General features: G+C 53.2%; 18 protein-coding genes. 7 read left to right on the top strand and 11 right to left on the bottom strand.

Annotated features, from left to right (window positions below):
• Nucleotides 1-15: 15 nt before the first annotated feature.
• From THEAM_RS04775 to purD, 7 genes are read left to right on the top strand one after another with little or no spacing between them, the layout of a single operon-like run.
• The gene (locus THEAM_RS04775; RefSeq protein ID WP_013537701.1) at nucleotides 16-507 is read left to right on the top strand and encodes an HIT family protein; all 492 of its coding nucleotides are present in this window, start codon (nucleotides 16-18) and stop codon (nucleotides 505-507) included.
• Nucleotides 508-1,563 carry a hypothetical protein gene (locus THEAM_RS04770; RefSeq protein WP_013537700.1) on the top strand — a complete coding sequence of 352 codons (1,056 nt, stop codon included), beginning with the start codon at nucleotides 508-510 and terminating at the stop codon, nucleotides 1,561-1,563.
• A complete protein-coding gene (locus THEAM_RS04765; protein ID WP_013537699.1) occupies nucleotides 1,553-5,476 on the top strand; it encodes a translocation/assembly module TamB domain-containing protein in 3,924 nt (1,307 codons plus the stop codon). The genes THEAM_RS04770 and THEAM_RS04765 overlap by 11 nt, the downstream gene beginning before the upstream one ends.
• The gene (gene rnhC, locus THEAM_RS04760; RefSeq protein ID WP_013537698.1) at nucleotides 5,473-6,285 is read left to right on the top strand and encodes a ribonuclease HIII; all 813 of its coding nucleotides are present in this window, start codon (nucleotides 5,473-5,475) and stop codon (nucleotides 6,283-6,285) included. The genes THEAM_RS04765 and rnhC overlap by 4 nt, the downstream gene beginning before the upstream one ends.
• Nucleotides 6,282-7,160 (top strand): signal peptide peptidase SppA, encoded by an 879-nt coding sequence (gene sppA / locus THEAM_RS04755; protein WP_013537697.1) that lies wholly within the window; start codon nucleotides 6,282-6,284, stop codon nucleotides 7,158-7,160. Before rnhC ends, sppA begins: the two co-directional genes overlap by 4 nt.
• A gap of 10 nt (nucleotides 7,161-7,170) precedes the next feature.
• Nucleotides 7,171-7,740, top strand: a complete 570-nt coding sequence (locus THEAM_RS04750; RefSeq protein ID WP_232203422.1) for a lytic transglycosylase domain-containing protein — start codon at nucleotides 7,171-7,173, stop codon at nucleotides 7,738-7,740.
• A gap of 13 nt (nucleotides 7,741-7,753) precedes the next feature.
• Nucleotides 7,754-9,034, top strand: coding sequence for a phosphoribosylamine--glycine ligase (purD, locus tag THEAM_RS04745; RefSeq protein ID WP_013537695.1), 1,281 nt, complete (start codon nucleotides 7,754-7,756; stop codon nucleotides 9,032-9,034).
• 197 nt (nucleotides 9,035-9,231) lie between these two features.
• On the opposite strand, the gene THEAM_RS04740 is transcribed toward purD, so the two are convergent.
• Genes THEAM_RS04740 through THEAM_RS09570 form a run of 11 tightly spaced genes read right to left on the bottom strand, consistent with a single transcriptional unit; the run spans nucleotide 9,232 to nucleotide 18,154 of the window.
• Entirely contained in the window at nucleotides 9,232-9,903 is a 672-nt protein-coding gene (locus THEAM_RS04740) for a tetratricopeptide repeat protein (protein WP_013537694.1), read from the bottom strand.
• A 13-nt stretch (nucleotides 9,904-9,916) separates the two neighbouring features.
• A complete protein-coding gene (locus tag THEAM_RS04735) occupies nucleotides 9,917-10,813 on the bottom strand; it encodes a TonB-dependent receptor (RefSeq protein ID WP_013537693.1) in 897 nt (298 codons plus the stop codon).
• Between the two features lie 2 nt (nucleotides 10,814-10,815).
• Nucleotides 10,816-12,885, bottom strand: coding sequence for an urea transporter (locus tag THEAM_RS04730; protein ID WP_013537692.1), 2,070 nt, complete (start codon nucleotides 12,883-12,885; stop codon nucleotides 10,816-10,818).
• A complete protein-coding gene (locus THEAM_RS04725; RefSeq protein ID WP_013537691.1) occupies nucleotides 12,882-14,234 on the bottom strand; it encodes an alanine racemase in 1,353 nt (450 codons plus the stop codon). The genes THEAM_RS04730 and THEAM_RS04725 overlap by 4 nt, the downstream gene beginning before the upstream one ends.
• Nucleotides 14,235-14,239: 5 nt before the next feature.
• Complete coding sequence (locus THEAM_RS09805) at nucleotides 14,240-14,374, bottom strand: hypothetical protein (protein WP_013537690.1); 135 nt, start codon at nucleotides 14,372-14,374, stop codon at nucleotides 14,240-14,242.
• A gap of 13 nt (nucleotides 14,375-14,387) precedes the next feature.
• On the bottom strand, nucleotides 14,388-15,416 hold the full coding sequence (locus tag THEAM_RS04720; protein WP_013537689.1) for an ATP-grasp domain-containing protein: 1,029 nt from the start codon (nucleotides 15,414-15,416) through the stop codon (nucleotides 14,388-14,390).
• A complete protein-coding gene (locus THEAM_RS04715) occupies nucleotides 15,409-15,660 on the bottom strand; it encodes an HPr-rel-A system PqqD family peptide chaperone (RefSeq protein WP_013537688.1) in 252 nt (83 codons plus the stop codon). Before THEAM_RS04715 ends, THEAM_RS04720 begins: the two co-directional genes overlap by 8 nt.
• Complete coding sequence (locus tag THEAM_RS04710; protein WP_013537687.1) at nucleotides 15,632-16,444, bottom strand: DUF4405 domain-containing protein; 813 nt, start codon at nucleotides 16,442-16,444, stop codon at nucleotides 15,632-15,634. The genes THEAM_RS04715 and THEAM_RS04710 overlap by 29 nt, the downstream gene beginning before the upstream one ends.
• Before the next feature lie 50 nt (nucleotides 16,445-16,494).
• Nucleotides 16,495-16,824, bottom strand: coding sequence for a hypothetical protein (locus THEAM_RS04705; RefSeq protein WP_013537686.1), 330 nt, complete (start codon nucleotides 16,822-16,824; stop codon nucleotides 16,495-16,497).
• A gap of 5 nt (nucleotides 16,825-16,829) precedes the next feature.
• Nucleotides 16,830-17,201, bottom strand: a complete 372-nt coding sequence (locus THEAM_RS04700; RefSeq protein ID WP_013537685.1) for a hypothetical protein — start codon at nucleotides 17,199-17,201, stop codon at nucleotides 16,830-16,832.
• Entirely contained in the window at nucleotides 17,201-18,154 is a 954-nt protein-coding gene (locus THEAM_RS09570) for a DUF2202 domain-containing protein (protein ID WP_013537684.1), read from the bottom strand. Before THEAM_RS09570 ends, THEAM_RS04700 begins: the two co-directional genes overlap by 1 nt.
• Nucleotides 18,155-18,203: the final 49 nt, after the last annotated feature.

Below are 18,203 nucleotides of genomic sequence, written 5' to 3'. Positions count from 1 at the left end.
CCGGGAGGTTGGGTTATGGAGCTTCTCTGGGCACCGTGGAGGCTCTCTTACGTATCTAAGGTGGGAAAGGAGGAGCCGAGGGGCTGCTTCATCTGTAGGGCTGCTGCCGAGCACCCCGACAGAGACGAGGAGAACCTGCTCCTCTACAAGGGAGAGAAGGCCCTCGTTATACTCAATCGGTTCCCCTACAACACCGGGCACCTTATGGTGTGTCCGGTTAGACACACCGGCGATTTCACCTCTTTGCTTCCGGAAGAGCTTTTAGAGGTTAACCGGCTGATTCAAAAGTCTATAGAGGTGCTAAAGAGGGCCTACAACCCCGACGGTTTCAACGTAGGGCTTAACCTGGGCAGGGCCGCAGGCGGTAGCGTCGATACCCATATACACTTCCACGTTGTTCCCAGGTGGAACGGAGATACCAACTTTATGCCGGTTACGGCAGGGGTAAAGGTGATACCCCAGGCCCTCGATGAAACCTACAGAAGGCTTAAGGAGTGCTGGGAGTAGATGTTCTCCAGGTTAAAGGAGCTTTTTAAGAGGGGAGGGGCGTCCGGCGTAGAGAACTACCTGAAGAAGCTCTCGGTCAGCAGGCAGGACCTTATCAAGGAGATAGAGCCTGTATCGGTAGATACTCCCTTTAATGCCTATGTTACCTTGGCTCTCCTTCTGAAGGAGAAGGGTGAGTTTTACAAGAGCCTGAAGATACTGGAAAGGCTGAAGGGCGAAGAGCTCTCTCCCGAGGAGAGGAAGCTGGTTGTTTTAAACCTTGCACTTGTTTACAGGGCTGCCGGCTTTATCGACAGGGCCGAGGAGGCCCTAAAGGAGGGGATAGAGCAGTTTCCCGGGGAGAGCTTCTTCTACTACGAGCTCGCTCTCCTTAAAAGGGATGTTGGCAGGCTGGAGGAGTCTGTTGAGCTCCTCGAGAAGGCCGCAAGCCTTAAGGAGGAGTTCTCCGACGAGCTTCTACACACCAAGCTCTACCTGGCCAGCCAGTACATAGACAAAGGGAGAACCGATAAGGCCTTTCGCCTCCTGAGGAAGGTTAACCCCAAGGTGCCCCTGCCTCTTTTTTATTACGTTCTCTCTAAGCTCTACTACGCAGTCGGGGAGCCGGAGAAGGGCTATCAGATGGCCTTGAAGGGGATGAAGCTCTCCCCGAAGCACACCGCCCCGTTCCTCCAGGTTATAGAGGAGGGAGACGGGCTCTCGGTTGAGAAGCTCCTCCAGATATCTAAAGAGGCTGGGCTCTCCTACCCGGTTGTCTTGCGGCTTGTGAAGCTATATCTTGAGTCAAACGACAAAGAGAGTGCCCTTAAACTTCTCGAGGAGTTTGTTGACGGCGGAGAGTTTTGGGCGGATCTCTACGAGCTCTACCTGAGGCTGCTGTGGGAGAGCGGTCAGAGGAAAAAGGTGGTCGACAGGCTGGAGGGACTGCTGAGCCACCTTAAAAACCGTCAGAAGGTTTTCCGCTGTCAGAACTGCGGCTTTAAAACAGACACCTTCGACTGGATGTGCCCCAGGTGTCGTAGTTGGGAGAGTTTGGAGCTAAACAGTGAAAACTAAGGAGTTTCTGAGGGAGCTCCTTCACTCTATCAGGCGTGGCCCGATAAACCGGTTCCTGCGCTTTGTTTTCTTCCTGTTCTTCCTCTTCTTCTCCTTCCTTGTCGGTAGAGACTTAATCGGCTACGTTCTGAAGAAAAGGGCGGAGATTGCCTTTAACGTTTCCGGGTTACGCTGGAGCTTCAATCCAAAAAACTTCACTGCCGGAGTTTCGTTTAACTCACTGGAGTTGAGGAAGCCCGGGCTTGAGGTTGAGCTCTATAAGGGGAGGGTGGAGCTCAACCTGCTGAAGAGTTTGACGGAGCGGAAGCTCTTCTTCAGCGAAATTTCGGTTGTAGAGGCAGAGGTTGAGTCCACTGGTTCAAGCTCCAAAGGCGGAGGAGAGTTTAAGCCCGTTTTGCCGTTTTACGCTCAAAAAGTGGAGATAGACAGAGCGGTTTACACCTGGCCCGGTGGCAGCCTCCTTGTAAACGGAATTCTCTTTGAGTCCGGTAGGCAGTTTTTCATCGGCGGATTAGAAGGGTTAGTAGGCAGTAGGGAGCTCCAGGTTGAGCCGACCAAAGGTTACTTTGTAAACGGAGAGCTTAGGGTTCCCCGCATCTGCGGTAACTACGGGGGGTATTCCTTTAGAGGTAGTTTGGCCTTTAGGGGGGTTCGTAGTGGCTGGTTGAGTTTTGGGGTTGGTGGTTCTGGGTTTTTTCAGCAAATTACAGTAAATTATTATGGTAAATCATTTAGCGTAAAATCGCGGGGAACGGTAGAAGACGTAGATACTCAGCTGACCGCGAAGGGAAAGCTGGAAGAGAACAGAGTTCAGGTTACGAGTTTTAAGGGTAAGTTCGACGGTTTGAGGTTTAAGGGAAGCGGGGAATACCGGCTTAAGAGCGGAGAAGTAAAGTTTGCCGTTGAAGGAAAGGGAAGCGAGGTAGTCCCTAAAAGAGCGACGGTTCTAAAGAGGATAGAGTTCAGATGTTACGGCAGCGGCAAGGTCGGCCGGCCCGAGGTAGATTTCTGGGCAAGAGTTAAAGAGCTTCAAACCCCTCAGCTTACAGAGAGCAACCTCTTTGTGAAGGGAAAGCTCAGGTGGCCTGCCCTCTCTGTTGATTTAAGGGGGAACGACGTTTCGGGAAGGGCGGAGTACAGCCTCGAAGAAAAAAGGCTCTACGGTAGCCTCAACTTGAAAAAGTTTTCCCTGAATAGGTTAAAGGCCCTGCAGGGAAAGAGAATAGAGGGACTTTTAAGCGGGCCGATTGAGTTTTCCTACTCGAGAGAGCACCTGAACTACCGGGGCAGGCTGAAGCTGGAAAAGGGAAAGATTGCAAACTTTGCCGAAGAGGGGGAAATAGGGTTCAGGGGAGGGGAGAAGTTAGTCAGGTTCTCGGCAGCCCTAAGGGGCGATTTAGAGCTAAAGGCAAGCGGTTTCTACAGAACTCCTACGAAAGAGTTGAACGTAGATTACTCTATAGTTGGAAACTTATCGAAAGTTGTAAAGAGCAAATCTTTAACCCTTTCGGGCAGCTTTAATCTAAACGGACAGCTCGAGGGAAGGGGAAGAGAGCTCTTCTCGGAGTTTTCGTTCAGTGGAAGTCCCAAAATCGACGGAGTCTCCTTAGGGGACGTTGCGGGAAGCGGTCGGTTCAGCAGTGGGGAGGGAGTTTTAGTTGTTAGCGGTTATTCTACTGAGGGGATTGTTTTGCGTAATTTAACCGTAAATATTAATGGTAAAGAATTCTGGGGAAGCCTGCTCCTCTCCAACGTAGATGTGGCTCCCCTCTCAGAGGTTGCAGGGAGGTGGGTTAAGGGAGTTGAAGCGGATGGTAAGGTCAGCGGTGAGCTCTCCTTTAGCGGGAGAGCTCCCTTTAAAGCAGAAGAGCTCTCTCTGAAGACCAAAGGGTTCAGGTACAGCGGAAGGATTACGGCCAAAGGGGTAGAGGTTGAAGGGGTATTTACCGGGAATTTTGAGTTTAAAGGAGGAGAGCTCTTTGGGGAGGCAAGGGGAGAAGTAGGTGAGCTGAATGTAAAAGGTAAAGAGTTCGGAGAGGGAGAAATCAGGGCTCTGTTTGTTGGTAACGGGGTAAAGGCCGAGTTTAGCGGCTTTAAGGTTCCCCTGCTTGCAGAGAGCAGTTTACGGGGAAGAGTTGAGTACGGGTTTAACGGCAGAGTTCAGGGTGAAGTTAAGGTAAAAGGAGAGTATAGAAACAAGTTTGTTGAGGTTGGAGGCGGGGGAAGTATTCTGTTTGGAGGTGTTCTACCTAAAGTAACCGTAAAATTTTCTGGTAAGTTTAATGTAAACTCGCCCTACCTCGAGAGAGGAAAAGAGGTAAGAGCCTCGGGAAGCCTACTGGAGCCGGAGGGGTTGGGCACGATAAGCCTAAAGGGTGAAGGAGTAGACCTGAAGGTGGTCTTCTCGGAGAACAGGCCCTCGGTTGTGGGAGTTGTAAGGGAGTTAAAACTGAAGCTGCCCAAAGCGAAGGGTTTAATCAACATGGCCTTCGTTCAGCTGGACTTAAGCGACCTTACGGGGAGGGTGGCGGTTCCAGCATTTACGGTTAAACCGCAGGGTTTCTACAGGCTCTACTCGGTATCGGGTATCTACCTGAAGCTCAAAAAGGGTAAAGTTCAGGTGAGTGACTTCAGCCTGTCGTACGTAGACGGCTGGATAGAGTCGAAGGAGCTCTCACTCTACCCGTACCCCCACGGCAAGTTCAAAGGAAAGTTCGGCATAAAGGGGCTGGTTTACCTTGCCAAAGCGTACAAGTTTATCCCCTTTGTAAAGGGCGCCGTTATAGCCGAGGGCAGCTGGGGCTACAACAAAGAGCTTCACTACAGACTCCGGGCGGGAGTTAAAAACGCATCTATGAAGGTTAAGTACGTCCTTGAAAAGATATACATTCCGAAACTCGAGGCCGCCGTAGAGGACGGAGCGGTAGAGAGGCTCTCGGGAGAGGTTATGGCCGGAGACGGAAGCGCCGTCATAACCACAAAAAACGGCAAGGGGGTTGTAACCCTATCCGACATACCGATAGGCGAAGTGGGAGTTTGGAAGAGCTTCGCCTCCGGAGAGCTCCACCTGAACCTAAAGGAGAGAGGAATCTCCGGAACGGTCAACCTGAGCAGAACCAAGGTGCTGTTCCACAAAGGCAAAGGCGAGGAAAGCGGAGCTTCCGCCCCGCCCCAAACGGTAAAACTCCCGGTAAAACTCAACATTAAGGTGCTCTTCTTAGAGCCGGTAAAGATTCAGTCGGAGCTCTTCTGGGTAGAGCTTGTGCCCTCCTTCAACTTGAAAACCGCCAACCAGCAGCTCAAGGCCAGCGGCAGCTTCTACATAACCGGAGGCCAGATAGACTACATGGGCAAGAAGTTCAAGGTCCTTTACGGCTCCGGCGTTATAACTGACCTGCTGAGGAAGCGGGGCAGGATAAGCCTGATAGCAAGCTCCTACATAAACGGCTACTACGTTTACATGAAGATAGAGGGGAGCCTGCAGTCGCCCCAGCTCTACCTTACGTCGGACCCTCCGCTTACGAGGGAGCAGATTCTGAACCTCATAATGACCGGGGCGTCTCCCGAGCAGGTTGAGGCGAGCTCGGAGATATTCCCGGCGGTTCAAGTTGCCTACTATGCAACGGCCACCTTCTTTAAGCCCGTTGAGGAGCAGTTCCAGAAAATCCTGAAGCTGGAGAGCTTCTCCGTTGAGCCCTACATAACAAGGTACGGAGAAACGGTTGCGAAAATTACCGTTTCAAAGAAGCTGACTAAGAGAATCAGACTGGTGGGCTACGAAACAACCGGCCAGAACCCCGAGTACGGAGGCAGCATTCAGTTCTACTTCAGCAGGAAGTACTACCTTGAAATCAGGTATAACAGCTACTACGGCCCCGAGGCCGGAATCGGATTTAGAGTGAGGTTGAAGTGAAACTGAGCAGCAGCGAAAAGGAGAAGCTCCTAAAGAAGCTGAAAGCCTTAGGGGCAAAAGAGGAAAAGCCGCCGGAGCACGCCCAGTACAGGCTGAGGCTGAACGACGCAATCTTAACCGTTTACAAGAGCGGCTCCGTAGTTTACGGAGGGAAAGGAAGAGAAAAGCTCAAAGAGCTTGTTGCCGAAACGGTTTTAAGCGACACAGAGCTTCCCCGGATAGGGTGTGACGAGGCCGGAAAGGGGGAGTTTGTAGGGCCGCTGGTTGTTGCGTGTATAGTGGCCGACGAAAAGTGCCTGAAAAGGCTGATAGAGTTGGGGGTTAAAGACTCCAAAAAACTGAGCAACGAGAAGGTGGAAGAGCTTGCATCGGAGATAACAGAGACCTGCCACGGAAAAGTAAAGCTGCTGATTCCGGAGAAGTACAACAGGGCTTACTCAAAGTTTAAGAACATCAACAGGCTGCTGGAGGCCGTTTACCGGGAGATAGTCTCTGACCTGTGCGAGAAGTTCTCGCCGAAAGTGGTTGTTGTAGACAAGTTCAGCAACAGGGCGGAAGAGGTGTTAAAAGACGTGGTTAAAGGTGCCAGGCTCGAGGTGAGGCCGAAAGCCGAAGACGATTTGGCGGTTGCGGCTGCCTCAATCGTGGCAAAGGCGGTGCGGCTAAAAACGATGAAGGAGCTGGAAAAGAGGTTCAAAGTGAAGCTGCCGGAGGGGAATACCGGGCTGGCAGAGCTTCTAAAGAAAACGCCGAAAGAGCTCCACGAAAAGCTGTTCAAGCTCCACTTCAGCGTAGGAGGTAAGAAGTGAAAAGGCTAAAGGGGATTTTCCTGCTCTTAGGGGTTATGGCCTTTGTCGTTCTCGTTATGGCCCTGTTCCCGAAGGAGATGGGCTCTATAGAGGCAGCCTACGGCCCGAAGGTGGCGATTGTGAGAATAGAGGGGGTGATTTCGCGCTCTGAGCCATACCTGAAGCTGCTGGACCGGGTCGAGAGGAACTCAAGCGTTAAGGCGGTTGTCCTGAGGGTAGATTCACCAGGAGGGGTAGTAGGAGCTTGTCAGGAGATTCACGACAAAGTGGCAGAGGTTGCCCGGAGAAAACCGGTGGTGGTCTCGATGGACTCGGTGGCCGCGTCGGGAGGGCTCTACGTGTCGGTGCCGGCCACGAAGATAGTTGCCAACCCGGGAACGATTACGGGAAGCATCGGCGTGATAATCCAAGTTTTAAACGTAAGCCAGCTGGCCCAGAAGCTCGGTATAGAGGCGGTAACGGTAAAGAGCGGCCGCTGTAAAGACCTGCTGAACCCCTTTAAAAAGCCCGACCCGGAGTGTTTAAAGGTGGTCCAAAACCTGATAGACGACTCCTACAACCAGTTTGTAGAGGCGGTGGCCAAAGGCAGACACTTGCCGGTTGAGAAGGTAAGGTCGTTTGCAGACGGTAGAATATTTACGGGGCGCCGGGCAAAGGAGCTGGGGCTGGTAGACTACCTGGGCGGTATAGAAAAGGCAGTTGAAGTGGCAAAGAAGCTCGGCCGCTGCCCCGGGGCAAAAGTTGTAGAGGTTAAACCAAAGAGGGGCTTCTGGGAGCGGATATTCGGACCCGCAGGGGAGAGCGTGCTTAAAACCGTTGGGAAGGTTCTGAGCGGTGAAACCGAGCAGGTTAGGGCTATGTATATCCTTAATTAGTGCCCTCTTGGTGGTGCCGAGCAGCGCAAAGGGGTGGATAAAGGTTTACGAAAAGGACGGCGTTATCCACATAGTTGGCGTAGGGCAGAAACGGTTCAAGAGGCCCAAAAACGCCGGTTCCTTAGTGGAAAAAGCCAAGCTCTACGCCAGGAAGTACGGACTGCCCGAGAGGCTGTTTGTGGAGCTCGTAAAGGCAGAGTCAAACTTTAACCCCAGGGCGGTCTCCCCGAAGGGAGCAATGGGGCTGTGTCAGCTTATGCCGCAAACCGCAAGGGAGCTCGGAGTGAAAAACCCGTTTGACCCCGACGAGAACCTGAACGCCGGGGCAAAGCTACTGAGAAAGCTCTACCTGAAGTACAGGAACTGGAAGCTCGCCCTTGCCGCTTACAACGCAGGGGAGGGGGCGGTAGAGCGGTACGGAGGCGTTCCCCCCTACCGGGAAACGGAGAACTACGTTAAGAGGATACTCTCACGGGTGAAGGGGAGAAAAGTTCGGGTAAGAAAGAGGCGGGTAAGGTATAGAATCGTTACGCTCCAAAGGGGCGATACTGTTATAATTGCGCAGGAATTTATAAGGTAACGGGGAGCGGAAGATGAAAGTTCTCGTTGTAGGCGGCGGAGGCAGGGAACACGCCCTTGCCTGGAAGCTGGCACAGAGTCCCGAAGTTGAGAAGGTTTACGGAGCCCCGGGGAACCCGGGGATTGCCAAAGTAGGGGAGTGTGTTCCCATCAGCCCAACAGACGTTAAGGCCTTGGCCGAGTTTGCCCAAAGGGAAGGGATAGAGCTAACCGTTGTGGGGCCGGAAGCTCCGCTTGTTGCGGGTATAACCGACGAGTTCCAGAAAAAGGGACTCAAGGTGTTCGGCCCCAGTAAAGAGGCGGCCCGGCTCGAGGGGAGCAAGGTGTTTGCAAAAGAGATTATGAGGGAGCTGGGAGTCCCTACCGCCCCCTTCTGGGTGTTTGAAGACCCGAACAAAGCCAAGGAGTTTATAAAGGAGAAGGGGGCTCCGATAGTTGTGAAAGCCGACGGCCTTGCCGCCGGCAAGGGAGTTGTTGTTGCCCAAACGGTTGAAGAGGCCCTGGAGGCGGTAGAGAGGATAATGGTTCAAAAGGTGTTCGGCGAGGCCGGAAACAGAATCGTTGTTGAAGAGTGCCTTAAAGGGGAAGAGGTTTCCTACCTTGTTGTTACCGACGGAGAGCGCTACATCCCCCTTGAGCCGGCCCAAGACCACAAGGCGGTTTTCGACGGCGACAGAGGGCCAAACACCGGAGGCATGGGGGCCTACTCGCCGGCTCCGGTTATGTCTAAAGAGCTTGAGGCGGAAGTTCAGAAGAGGGTAATAGAGCCGATACTGAAAGGGATGAGGGAGAGGGGAACGCCGTTCAGGGGCGTTCTCTACGCCGGACTCATGATAACAGAGAGCGGCCCGCAGGTTCTCGAGTTCAACGTAAGGTTCGGAGACCCCGAAGCCCAAACCCTCATGAGGAGGCTGGAGAGCGACCTGGCCCAGGTGTGTCTGAGTGCGGCGGAGGGAAGGCTCGTTGAAGAGCTCCGCTGGAGCCCCGAAACCTCCATATGTGTGGTTCTCGCCTCTAAGGGATACCCCGGAAAGTACGAGAAGGGTAAGGTGATAACCGGCGTAGAGGAGGCCGAAAAAGAGCCGTCGGTTGTGGTGTTCCACGCCGGAACCAAGCTGGAAAACGGAAAACTTGTGACAAACGGCGGAAGGGTTTTAAACGTTACCGCCCTGGGCAAAGACATAGTAGAGGCAAGGGAAAGGGTTTACAGGGCGATAGAGAAGATTCACTTTGAAGGTATGCACTACAGGAGAGATATAGGGCTTAAGGCCGTTAAAAGGCTCGGCAGAGAGTAGGTTTAAGTGCAAGTGGATACTCCGGATTCAGAGGAATAAACGCTAACTACCGCCAAGTAAGGGTTAGAGAAGTTAAGGGGCCGCAATGGCCCCTTTTTAATTTGGGGCTACCGAGAATTGAGTGGGAAAGGGGGAGTTGAGCTCTTTCGGTAGCTGGTTTAAAGTAAACGGAAGGCAGAAGTAAAGGCCGCCCCCGGTCAGTTTCGGGAAGTTGAATTGGAGGTGCTCTTTTTGGTCTTCAGCTCCGATTCTATTCGGGAGAGAAGCTCTTTGGCCTTGTAGTTTTCCGGTTCGAGTATTAAAAGGTCTTTCAGTATAGATTCGGCGTAGGCGAGCTTTCCCTCCCCGTAGAGGGAGCGTGCAAGCTCAAGGAGGAACTGGCCGTCTGTAGGGTAGATTGCGAGCATCTTACGGTCTACGGCTTCGGCGTACTTGAATTTCCCCTGGTTTCTGTAAGCAGCAGAGAGGCGCAGGTTCCCGTAGTAGTTGTAGTAGTCTATTTTGAGTATACGGTAGCAGATAGACTCTACGTCTGTCCAGCGGCCCTGGGCCATGTAGGGAAGGGTCAGGCCGAGCATAGCTTCAACGGAAGAGGGTATAGCCTTTAAAGCCTTACCGTAGTGGTATTCGGAGTTTGAGTACTTCTTCCACAGGTAGTAGAGCCACCCCAACCTCAGGTTAACCGTGTAACCGTTGGGATAGGCCTGATAAACCGGCATCAGGGCGTTTATCGCGTCTTTGTAATCTCCGCTCTTTTCGTAAAGGTAAGAGCGGTAGTAGGCCTGTTTAATCTCCTGGTAAGAGAGGGAAGTTGCGTGGGCCGAAACGGCCCACAGAAAGGCAAGAATCAAAGAGGCGATTTTCCTCAATTTACCCTCCGTCTTAGAATCGGTAGCCGAGAGAAACCGTTACAACCGACTGGTTAACAGAGTCGTCGGTCTCAAGCTCCTTGTAACGGTTGTAAGTGTAGTTTAAAGAGAGCCTTAAACCGTTTCTGAAGGTATAGCCAAGCTCCAGTTCGGCACCGCCTTTGTACTTCTCCGACAGGTTGTAAACAACGAATCCCATGTTCTTAACGGCGAAAACCTGTTTACCGAGCCAGCCACCCACCTTAACGTCGTAACTGCCGTAGTAGTAGCGGAGGGCCGCCTCGGCAGAGTAGTAGTTGGATTTATCCAGACCGACCTGAGAGGCCTTATTTACGTGAATTGCGTAACCGGTAAAGTCGAGGTAGAGGGCTCCCTGACGGTAGTTAGAGAAGAGCTTCACCGTAGTATGGGGGGTAAACTGGAAAACGTAGAAATCTACAGTGTTGGGGTAACGGGTGTAGTAAAAGCCGAGCCCCCCGTTCCACTGGAAGGCGTAAGGGTAACGCTTCTGGTAGCTGTTGTAAGTTCCGTCGAAGAATAGGGTGTAACCGCCGTCTGTAAGGTCGTCGTCGCTGCTGATGTAGTGACCGCCAAGGGTAAAAGTATGGTTTCTCAGTATGCCGTTGGTGTTTGAGTAGGCGGCGGTAAAGTCGTGTTGCGTGAGGTTGCTGCCGGTTTTGTAGTTGATGTAGGTATAGCTGTAGCCCAGCTGAACGGCGTTGCCTTTCTCTCCGAAGGAGAGGTAACCGGTTCCCACGTAACCGTAATCTTTAAGGCCGGAGCCGCTGTAGTTGATGTAGGTGCCGTAGAGCGCCTCGTAGCCGTGAACGGGAGCATCGAGCTCAGCCGCAGATGCAGCAGAAACCCATATGGCAGAACACAGAGTTGCCACAGCCAAGAGCTTCCTCATCCTTACCTCCTTCTCTTTAAAGTTATAGAGCCGTAACGAATCTCCTCGAAGCCGTAGTCCGGGGATAAAAGTGTAAAAGCTTCAACCCTTTTACCGGAGGGTAAAAGTATATCAGAGTGCAAGGAATCCCTTCCTTTCCAAGAGCTTTTAACCGAAACCTGAAACAGGTTCTCTTTAAACGAGGAGAGGAGCAGGTAGAGCTCCCTCTTCAGTCGTGAAGTAACGGCTATAAGGGGAAGGTAGTCGCGCCAGTAAACTCCCTGTTTTTCAAAGAGAGGAATCTTCGGGGCCGAGAAGAAGAGGTATTTAAGGGGAGAAGAAGTATCCCCCTCAAAGTGGTAGAAGTAGAAGGTGGAGTTCCTGATTCCGAAGTAGAGCTTCGCCCTGCCGTCTGTCAGGTAGAAGGTGGAGTCCGGGGCCATTTTAACCTTGAGGTGAAGCTCTGAAACCTCCTTTTCACCCTCGAAAACCGAGTAGGAGAGCTCCTGGTCTATTAACAAGTTGAGCCGCGATAACAGAGACTTATCGGGGTAAACCGGCTCAACCACCTCACCGACAGAAGGAACGCCGGCATCCTTAAAGAGGTTGCCAACAAGGTAGGAAGAGAAAACAAAGGGAACAGTAGGAGCTCCCAGCTCGGGAAGGAGCTGAACGTGGATGTGGATATGGGGCTGAGGGGAGTAGCCGGAGTTGCCGCACTGGCCCAAAAGAGTGCCCCGAACAACGTAGTCGCCGGGCTTCACCCTGATGCTGTTTTGCTTAAAGTGGGCGACAAGAACGTAAAAACCCCGCTTGTCCCTAATTAACACGTAGTTACCCCAGTTGTTCTCCCTGTCGGCCTTGCCCGGAGGGTTATCCGGTAGGGTAGAAACTACCGAAACCACCTGACCTTCGGCCGGCGAGAGAACGGGCTTACCGAAGGCGTAGTAGTCGGTAAGGTAGTAGCCGTCCCCCGAGTAAGTATTCCCCTCCTGGTCGGTTATGACAAAGTCAACGGCATAACGCCAGGGGCCCTTGTGGGTCCACTCGCCGTTGAACGACTGCCAAACGGTCCACCTGCCGGAAAAGGGCAGGCTCACCTCCCTATCGGTAGAGGGGAAACGCTTTACAAAAGTCAGGTAGTAGTCCAAGGTCCTCTCGGGGGTTCCCTTGTAGAGCTTCACAACCGCCCAGTAGTTAACCGACATAAGAACGTAAAGGAGCAGGTGGGTGGTAACGTTAAAGGGAAGGGCGAAAACCGGAAGGCCGTAACTCTCCCAGAACACCTTGGCACCAGCGTTGAAGGGAACGGCAAGCAGAGAGGCCAGCAGGGCAAACTTGTAGCTTCTGAGGGAGGGAACGAGAAAAACGCCTCCAACCGCCATAGAGGCCAGAATGTAGTTAAAGGCGGCCGTGTCTGTAAAGGCGTGGTAGGCAGAGCCGGTCAGTAGTGCCTGGAAGAGGGTTCCGGAGAAGTAGCCGATTAAAGAGAGGAGAACCAGTATCCGCGAGACGGCAAGTAGAACCGCGAATATTACAGCACCGCCTAAAACAGTGGGGGTAAAGAAAACGGCCCCCAGCGACTTCAGGTAACCTTCAACCGGCAGTGGGAGAGGGAGGGGCTTTACAAAGAAGTGGAACTGGGGGTAGAGGCTCCCGACAAAAAGGTTAGAGAACTTGGAGCTTGCAAGGTAGAGGAGGGAGCTTCCCACCACAAAGGGCACGCTGAGAACCGGCAGTTTCAGGTAGTAGTAGAGGAACGATGAGATAAAGTAGGTGAGCAGGAACGACAGAATCCCGGCAATTGTAAAGAAGAGTAAGCTCAAGAAGTTCAGCTTAAAAAGGTAGCCCAGCGAAAGCCCCACAAGGAGCGGGTTGTAAACGTAGTAGTCGAGCCTGAGGAACTCCTCCTTAAAGCCCACAAGCCGTGCAAACAGGTAGGCGGAAATCAAAGAGACAAAGCCGCCGAACCCTACGTTCGGGTTCAGGAAGGTGAGGAGGAGGAGAGCAGCTCCTCCCCAAACGCTGGAGTTAAAGAGAACCGCCGAGTAGCTCTTCAGTATGGAAACGGCGTAGCGGGTTAAGAAGCTCATTGCAGCTTCAACCTCTCCGGGAGCTTCTCGCGACGAACAATATCGGAAAGGTCCTCGGCCTCGCGGATAAGGTCAACCTCCCCGTTCTCGCCGATGAGAACAACCGCCGGCCTGTAGCGGATAAACTGCATCCACTGGGTCACGTTGTAAGCCCCCACAGGGGAGAGTATGAGCCTCGTTCCCCGGGGTAGGGGCGGAAGCTGAACAGCGTCGTCTACAACGTCTATGTTCATACACAAGGGGCCGTAAAGGATACACGGCTCGGAAGGCCCCTGAACCTCCCTATCGAGCTCCACGTTGAAGTGGTACCAAAAGGCGGTAAACAGAATGTTCACCCCTGCATCAAGAACGTAGGCACGGCGGCCGTCGGGCATCCTCTTAGAGGCGTGAACGGTTGTTATGAGGAAGCCCGCCTCGTCAACTATCGCCCTTCCGCTCTCAAGGATGAGCTTGGGGTAGTCTCCGGGCTTCAAGCTCTCGAGGAGGGCGTTGCACACCCTCTCGGCAAACTCGTCTATCGAAGGAACGGCAACGTCTGGGGGAAGGTAAACCCCCTTAAGCCTGTTTTTAGAGGGGAAACCGCCTCCGATATCCAAGTACTCAATCTTAAAGCCGAACTGCTCCTCAACCTGGTAGGCAAACTGAACCATCTTCCTCACTTCGTTTTCGTAGGCACGGGGCTCAAGGATAAAGGTCCCTATGTGGCAGTGAAGGCCCACAAGCTCGAGCTTGCCGCCGGCGGCAATCCTCTTAACGGCATCAAGGGCCTGGCCGTTCTCAAGGTTGAAGCCGAAGCGGCTCCACTGGGGCTTTATACCGGTATCCATGTTGAGCCTTATACCCACCTTTATCTTGGTTCCCAGCTCGTCGGCCACCTGCTCAAGGTCGGCAATCTCCTCAAAGTGGTCGATGTTTATCCTGGCTCCCTCCCGAGCGGCCCTCCTCAAGGAGTCTAAGGGCTTGTAGGGGCCGTTGTAGATTATCTGGTTGCCCGGAACGCCCAGGCGGCGGGCCTTCTCGTACTCAAACTCCGAAACGACTTCGGCAGTTTCCCCTTCAGAGTGGAGAATTGCACAGATAGCGTCGAGGTAGTTGGTCTTGTAAGACCAGCTGAACTCAACGTTAGGGTAGCGGAGGGTAAAGGCGTTTTTAAGCTCCCTGAACTTGTTGCGAAGCCTCTTTTCAGAGAAGACGAACAGGGGAGAACCGAACCGCTCAACCAGCTCATCTACGGGAACGCCGTCTATCTTCGTTCTGACCTTTTTCAGGAAGTAAGAGCCTCCGCCGAACTTGTTCATGAAACCGGTTTTGAGTTTGAAGATAACCGGTTTCTCGTAAGGTTTCTTCATGGTTGTTACCTCCTTAAGCACTTACACGGTTTGCACGGTTTACACGGGTTAAAGCACCTCTTGGTGCACGGGCAGCAGCTTCCGAGGAAGGCCGCCGTAGAAACGAGAAGCAAAAGAGAGAGAAGCCTTTTAATAGCCATCTCTGCCTCCCCGTTAAGTCTCTCCCGAAGTCACAACTTTCTGGAACCGGGACATATCGGTGACCAAATCGTCGGTGTAGCGAACGTAGAGCTTCCCGGCCTCGTAATCCCAGGAGCACTCCGGCTCAAGGCCGAGAGCCGCCTTAAGGAGCCTTGCCGGAAGGTTCACACCTACCCCCGTTGCAAAGTAAACCCAAGCCGGGAAGCGGGGGTTCACCTCTATCAGGTAGATGGTGGAGCCGTTCACTATACACTCAAACTCAAAAGCCCCACGCCACTTAAAGGAAGAGACGAAGTTGGCGGCCGCCTCAAGCAGGGCCTCGTTGCGAACCGTAACGCCGGTCCAAATCTTGCCTAAGCTCGTTATCCAGAGCTTCTTTATCCCCACAAGGCCGAAGTGGCCGCCTTCGCCGTCTCCCAACCCCACAACGTTCATCTCTTCGCCGGAGACAACCTCCTGAACGATTACCGGGTAACCCCACTCGGAAACTATGGAGTTAAAGTAGCCGGTAGCCTGGGATACGTTGTAGGCCTTGTAGGCCTTGTAGAAGATTCCCTTAATCATTACCGGAAAGCCAATCTCCTCAACGGCCTTTACCAGGTCTTCGTAAGAGGTTACGGTTACGGTTCTGGGAACCTTAACCCCTATGCGGTCGGCAACCATGGGGAGCTTATCCTTGCCCCGGAGCTTGAACTGCTCCTCGGTGGGAAGGAAGGTCTTAATCCCGGAAGAGGCAAGGAACTGGGCACCCTTAATGAAGAGGGGAAGCTCGGCATCGAGGGCAGGAATAACGGCGTCGAGCCCGTAGCGCTCCTTTATGTAGAAGAGCCGCTGGAGGAAGAGCTCTTCCCCCTCGGAAGGGTAGGGCATTATGAAGCTCTTATCTATGAGCCAGTCCATATAGATGCCGGGCTCCATAGCGTCGTAGGCAAGGCCGTAAACGGTAACCTCAAGGTCACTCTGCTTCAAGCTCTTGGCTATGCCGACTCCCGGCCCCGGGTTATCAACGGCGTTGATGCCGGAAACCGCAACTCTATACATTCTTCACCTCCAGAAGGCCGTTGAGCCTGAGCTGCTCTATAAAGTCCACAAGGTCTCTGCGGGCCTCCTCGGGGGAAACGTCAAACTCCTCGGTAAGGGCCTGCACTATCTCCTCCTCGCTCTTGCCCTCTTTCAGGAGCTTGATGATAAAGAGACCCGTTTGGTTCACAGTAAAGCTGTTTCCCGTTTCGGGGTCGAAAATGAAGCCTTCATCGTTAATGGCCAGCCTGTTTAACTTGCCCATTGCTACCTCCTTTAAGAATCTGAAGAATCTGGTACGGATAGTACCCGTGTTTAAAAGCTATATCCCTGAGCCTCTGCTCAGGAGAGGCCTCTATACCGGCCTTTTTCAGCCGCTCGATGCAGGAGCTAACGGGAATGCCCAGCTCGGAGCAGACCTTCTTCAAGGTCATGCGCCCCATACCGAAACCTCCGGCTGCCGCAGGAGAAGGGGTCTTCTTGCCGTGCTTTAACAGAAGCTCGTAAACGTGGGCAGGGGTGGTGTTATTGAGGCGGGCAATCTCCTTCAAGGTCAGATTGGGTGAGGAGACCTTCAGACCGCTCTGCTTAAGAATCGAAAGCGCCTCCTGAGGCGTTAAGCCAACCATCTTTGCGATTTTCGTCAGGGGAAAGAGCTCTGCGTGGGGGGCCGGAGGCATCGTTTTCGGCTTGGGCCAGCTCTGCTTTATAGACTCCCCAAACTCTATGAAGTTCTTAAAGGGGGGAACGTTTAAAACGGCACCCACGGCAACCACAAGGGAGAAAAAGCCTGCAAAGAGAAAGTCTTTCTCCTTAAAGTAGTTAACGAGGCTGCGCCAGTTAAGGGCTGCGTGCCAGATACCGAAGAAAACCATGATGAAGCCGAAGATTATGTGGAGGTTATCCCACTGGTCTTTATCGAGTCCCAAGAAGTGCCAGCCCGTCCAGTAGGCAACCCTGCCGTGGGGCATTATGAAGAGCACCGTTCCGGTAATGAGCATCGCAATAAGGGAGAAGAAGAGTACAGAGCTTACAAACTTCCTGAGCATCTCACCTCCTTTTAGTCAGATGTTCTTAAAAGGGGACCGCAGGCAAGAGGTTAAGCGTAAACGCTGATAGAGCTTCCCTCCTGAGAGCTTCCGGTAACCTGAGAGGCTACGGCGTTGATAACCGAAACCATCTGCTGGTAGAGCTGGTCGGCAGAGAGCGAAGCGTAGTCAATCTGAAGAATCTGCTGCTTTGCAACCGGTCTGAGGTCCTGAGGCAAAGACTGCAGAAGCTGGGCAACCTGCTGCCTTTGGTCCTGAGAGAGCTGCCTCATAAGTTGCCCCAAGCCGTTGCCGCCTCCACCCCTGCGGTAGCGGTGCTGCTGCATGGCTTGAAGGGCGTAGTCTGTTGATGTAACTCCTGTAACGGTAGCTATAGCCACCTCCTCTATTGGGTTTTCTCGCCTGCGGCCCCTTCGTGTTTGTGAAACTCTTCAAGGAGCAGGCAACGGGGCCATGCCGCGGTTACCGTTTTGCCGCCTACAGAGAGCCGGCAGGGAACCAGGTAGTTCAAGGGTTTACCGGCCGGGTGGTAGCCGTAAACGGAAACCCTCTCCCCCTTCTTCGGCCTAAGGGCTACTTTTTTAAGGTCTAAAACCACCGGCCCGTAATCGGTGGAGAGCAAAAGCTCAGAGGCCGCTACCTTCTCGACAACACCTTCCACCTGGTAGCCCAGGGCAAGGCTCTCGGCAGTCGGGGTTGCTCCTTGAGCTCCGGCAAAGAGGGCCACAGCAGATATTATCGGTAAAAGCCTAAACATTACAGCCTCCCGCAGACCTTCCTCCAGGAAGAGAAGTCGTAAACAGCTCCGCTTGTCAGGTTTTTAAGTTTACAGGCGACAAACCGGGAGCTTCCAAAATAGGGAGGAGAAAAGGCTTCAAGCTCTACGGTATCTCCGGGAGAAAGGGAGAGGCGGGGGTGGAGCCAAGAGGGGGAGACGAATACAGAAAACCTTCCTTGGGGGGTTTGAAGCTCCACCACCCACCACTTTACAGAGGTCCTGCCCAGTCCGGAACGCTTGTAGACTGCCAGGACCTCGCCACGGAGTTCAACCCTCCTGAGCCCCGTTCTCGCAGGGCCTACTTCGTGGGGAGTAGAGAGTATCCGGTTGAACTCCGCTCTTGATATATAGTGGGGGGAGTAGTCCGAACCGAAACGACGGAGAGTTCTCACAAAGGCCCTCATATGGTTTCTCGAGCCCTTCATAAGGTTGGAGTAGACAAACTTTATGTCGGGGCGGTTCGTCCTGGAGAGGGCCTCTTCAAGGTCTTTTATGTCCAGGTCTTCTACGGTTGCTCCCACCTTAAGGGCGTCTATAAGAGAGCGCTTCCCGCGGTTAACAAGCTCGGTGTAGAGCTTCTGAAGCTCTAGGTCTTTAAAAACGCCCACCCGGTCTCCGGTTTCGGCAACAGGGTCTTTAATGCCGTAGCGTTTCAAAAGCGTTCCAACGGCGTCCATATGGCGCTGCTCCGCACGGGCGATGTTCCTGAAAACGGGAATGGGGTATACGGAAGAGAGGGTAAGGTAAACGTCACGGGCGAGCTTTTCCTCCTCCCTCATGTGGAGGAGGTCTTTAACCTCTTGAGGTGAAAGGGCAGAACGGTAATACTGAGCCCCCTGGTTAAAAACGGGGCATCCTCCGTAAGGGGCGGCAAACGCCGGAACGGTTAAGGCCGCTAAAGCGGCTAACGTCAGATTTAGAAGCTTTCTCATGTCTCTACCTCTTAAGCAGTTCACCGGTTTTAATAAGCAACATCCGTGC

The sequence above is a fragment of the Thermovibrio ammonificans HB-1 genome, from assembly GCF_000185805.1.
Classification (GTDB): domain Bacteria; phylum Aquificota; class Aquificia; order Desulfurobacteriales; family Desulfurobacteriaceae; genus Thermovibrio; species Thermovibrio ammonificans.
This window is presented reverse-complemented; position numbering and strand designations above follow the sequence as displayed.

What these genes read in the sequence shown, in the direction of transcription:
- THEAM_RS04775 (WP_013537701.1), top strand. Translation starts at nt 16, where the DNA reads ATGGAGCTTCTCTGGGCACCGTGGAGGCTCTCTTACGTATCTAAGGTG.
- THEAM_RS04770 (WP_013537700.1), top strand. Translation starts at nt 508, where the DNA reads ATGTTCTCCAGGTTAAAGGAGCTTTTTAAGAGGGGAGGGGCGTCCGGC.
- purD (WP_013537695.1), top strand. Translation starts at nt 7,754, where the DNA reads ATGAAAGTTCTCGTTGTAGGCGGCGGAGGCAGGGAACACGCCCTTGCC.
- THEAM_RS04735 (WP_013537693.1), bottom strand. Translation starts at nt 10,813, where the DNA reads ATGAGGAAGCTCTTGGCTGTGGCAACTCTGTGTTCTGCCATATGGGTT.
- THEAM_RS04730 (WP_013537692.1), bottom strand. Translation starts at nt 12,885, where the DNA reads ATGAGCTTCTTAACCCGCTACGCCGTTTCCATACTGAAGAGCTACTCG.
- THEAM_RS04725 (WP_013537691.1), bottom strand. Translation starts at nt 14,234, where the DNA reads ATGAAGAAACCTTACGAGAAACCGGTTATCTTCAAACTCAAAACCGGT.
- THEAM_RS09805 (WP_013537690.1), bottom strand. Translation starts at nt 14,374, where the DNA reads ATGGCTATTAAAAGGCTTCTCTCTCTTTTGCTTCTCGTTTCTACGGCG.
- THEAM_RS04720 (WP_013537689.1), bottom strand. Translation starts at nt 15,416, where the DNA reads ATGTATAGAGTTGCGGTTTCCGGCATCAACGCCGTTGATAACCCGGGG.
- THEAM_RS04715 (WP_013537688.1), bottom strand. Translation starts at nt 15,660, where the DNA reads ATGGGCAAGTTAAACAGGCTGGCCATTAACGATGAAGGCTTCATTTTC.
- THEAM_RS04710 (WP_013537687.1), bottom strand. Translation starts at nt 16,444, where the DNA reads ATGCTCAGGAAGTTTGTAAGCTCTGTACTCTTCTTCTCCCTTATTGCG.
- THEAM_RS04700 (WP_013537685.1), bottom strand. Translation starts at nt 17,201, where the DNA reads ATGTTTAGGCTTTTACCGATAATATCTGCTGTGGCCCTCTTTGCCGGA.
- THEAM_RS09570 (WP_013537684.1), bottom strand. Translation starts at nt 18,154, where the DNA reads ATGAGAAAGCTTCTAAATCTGACGTTAGCCGCTTTAGCGGCCTTAACC.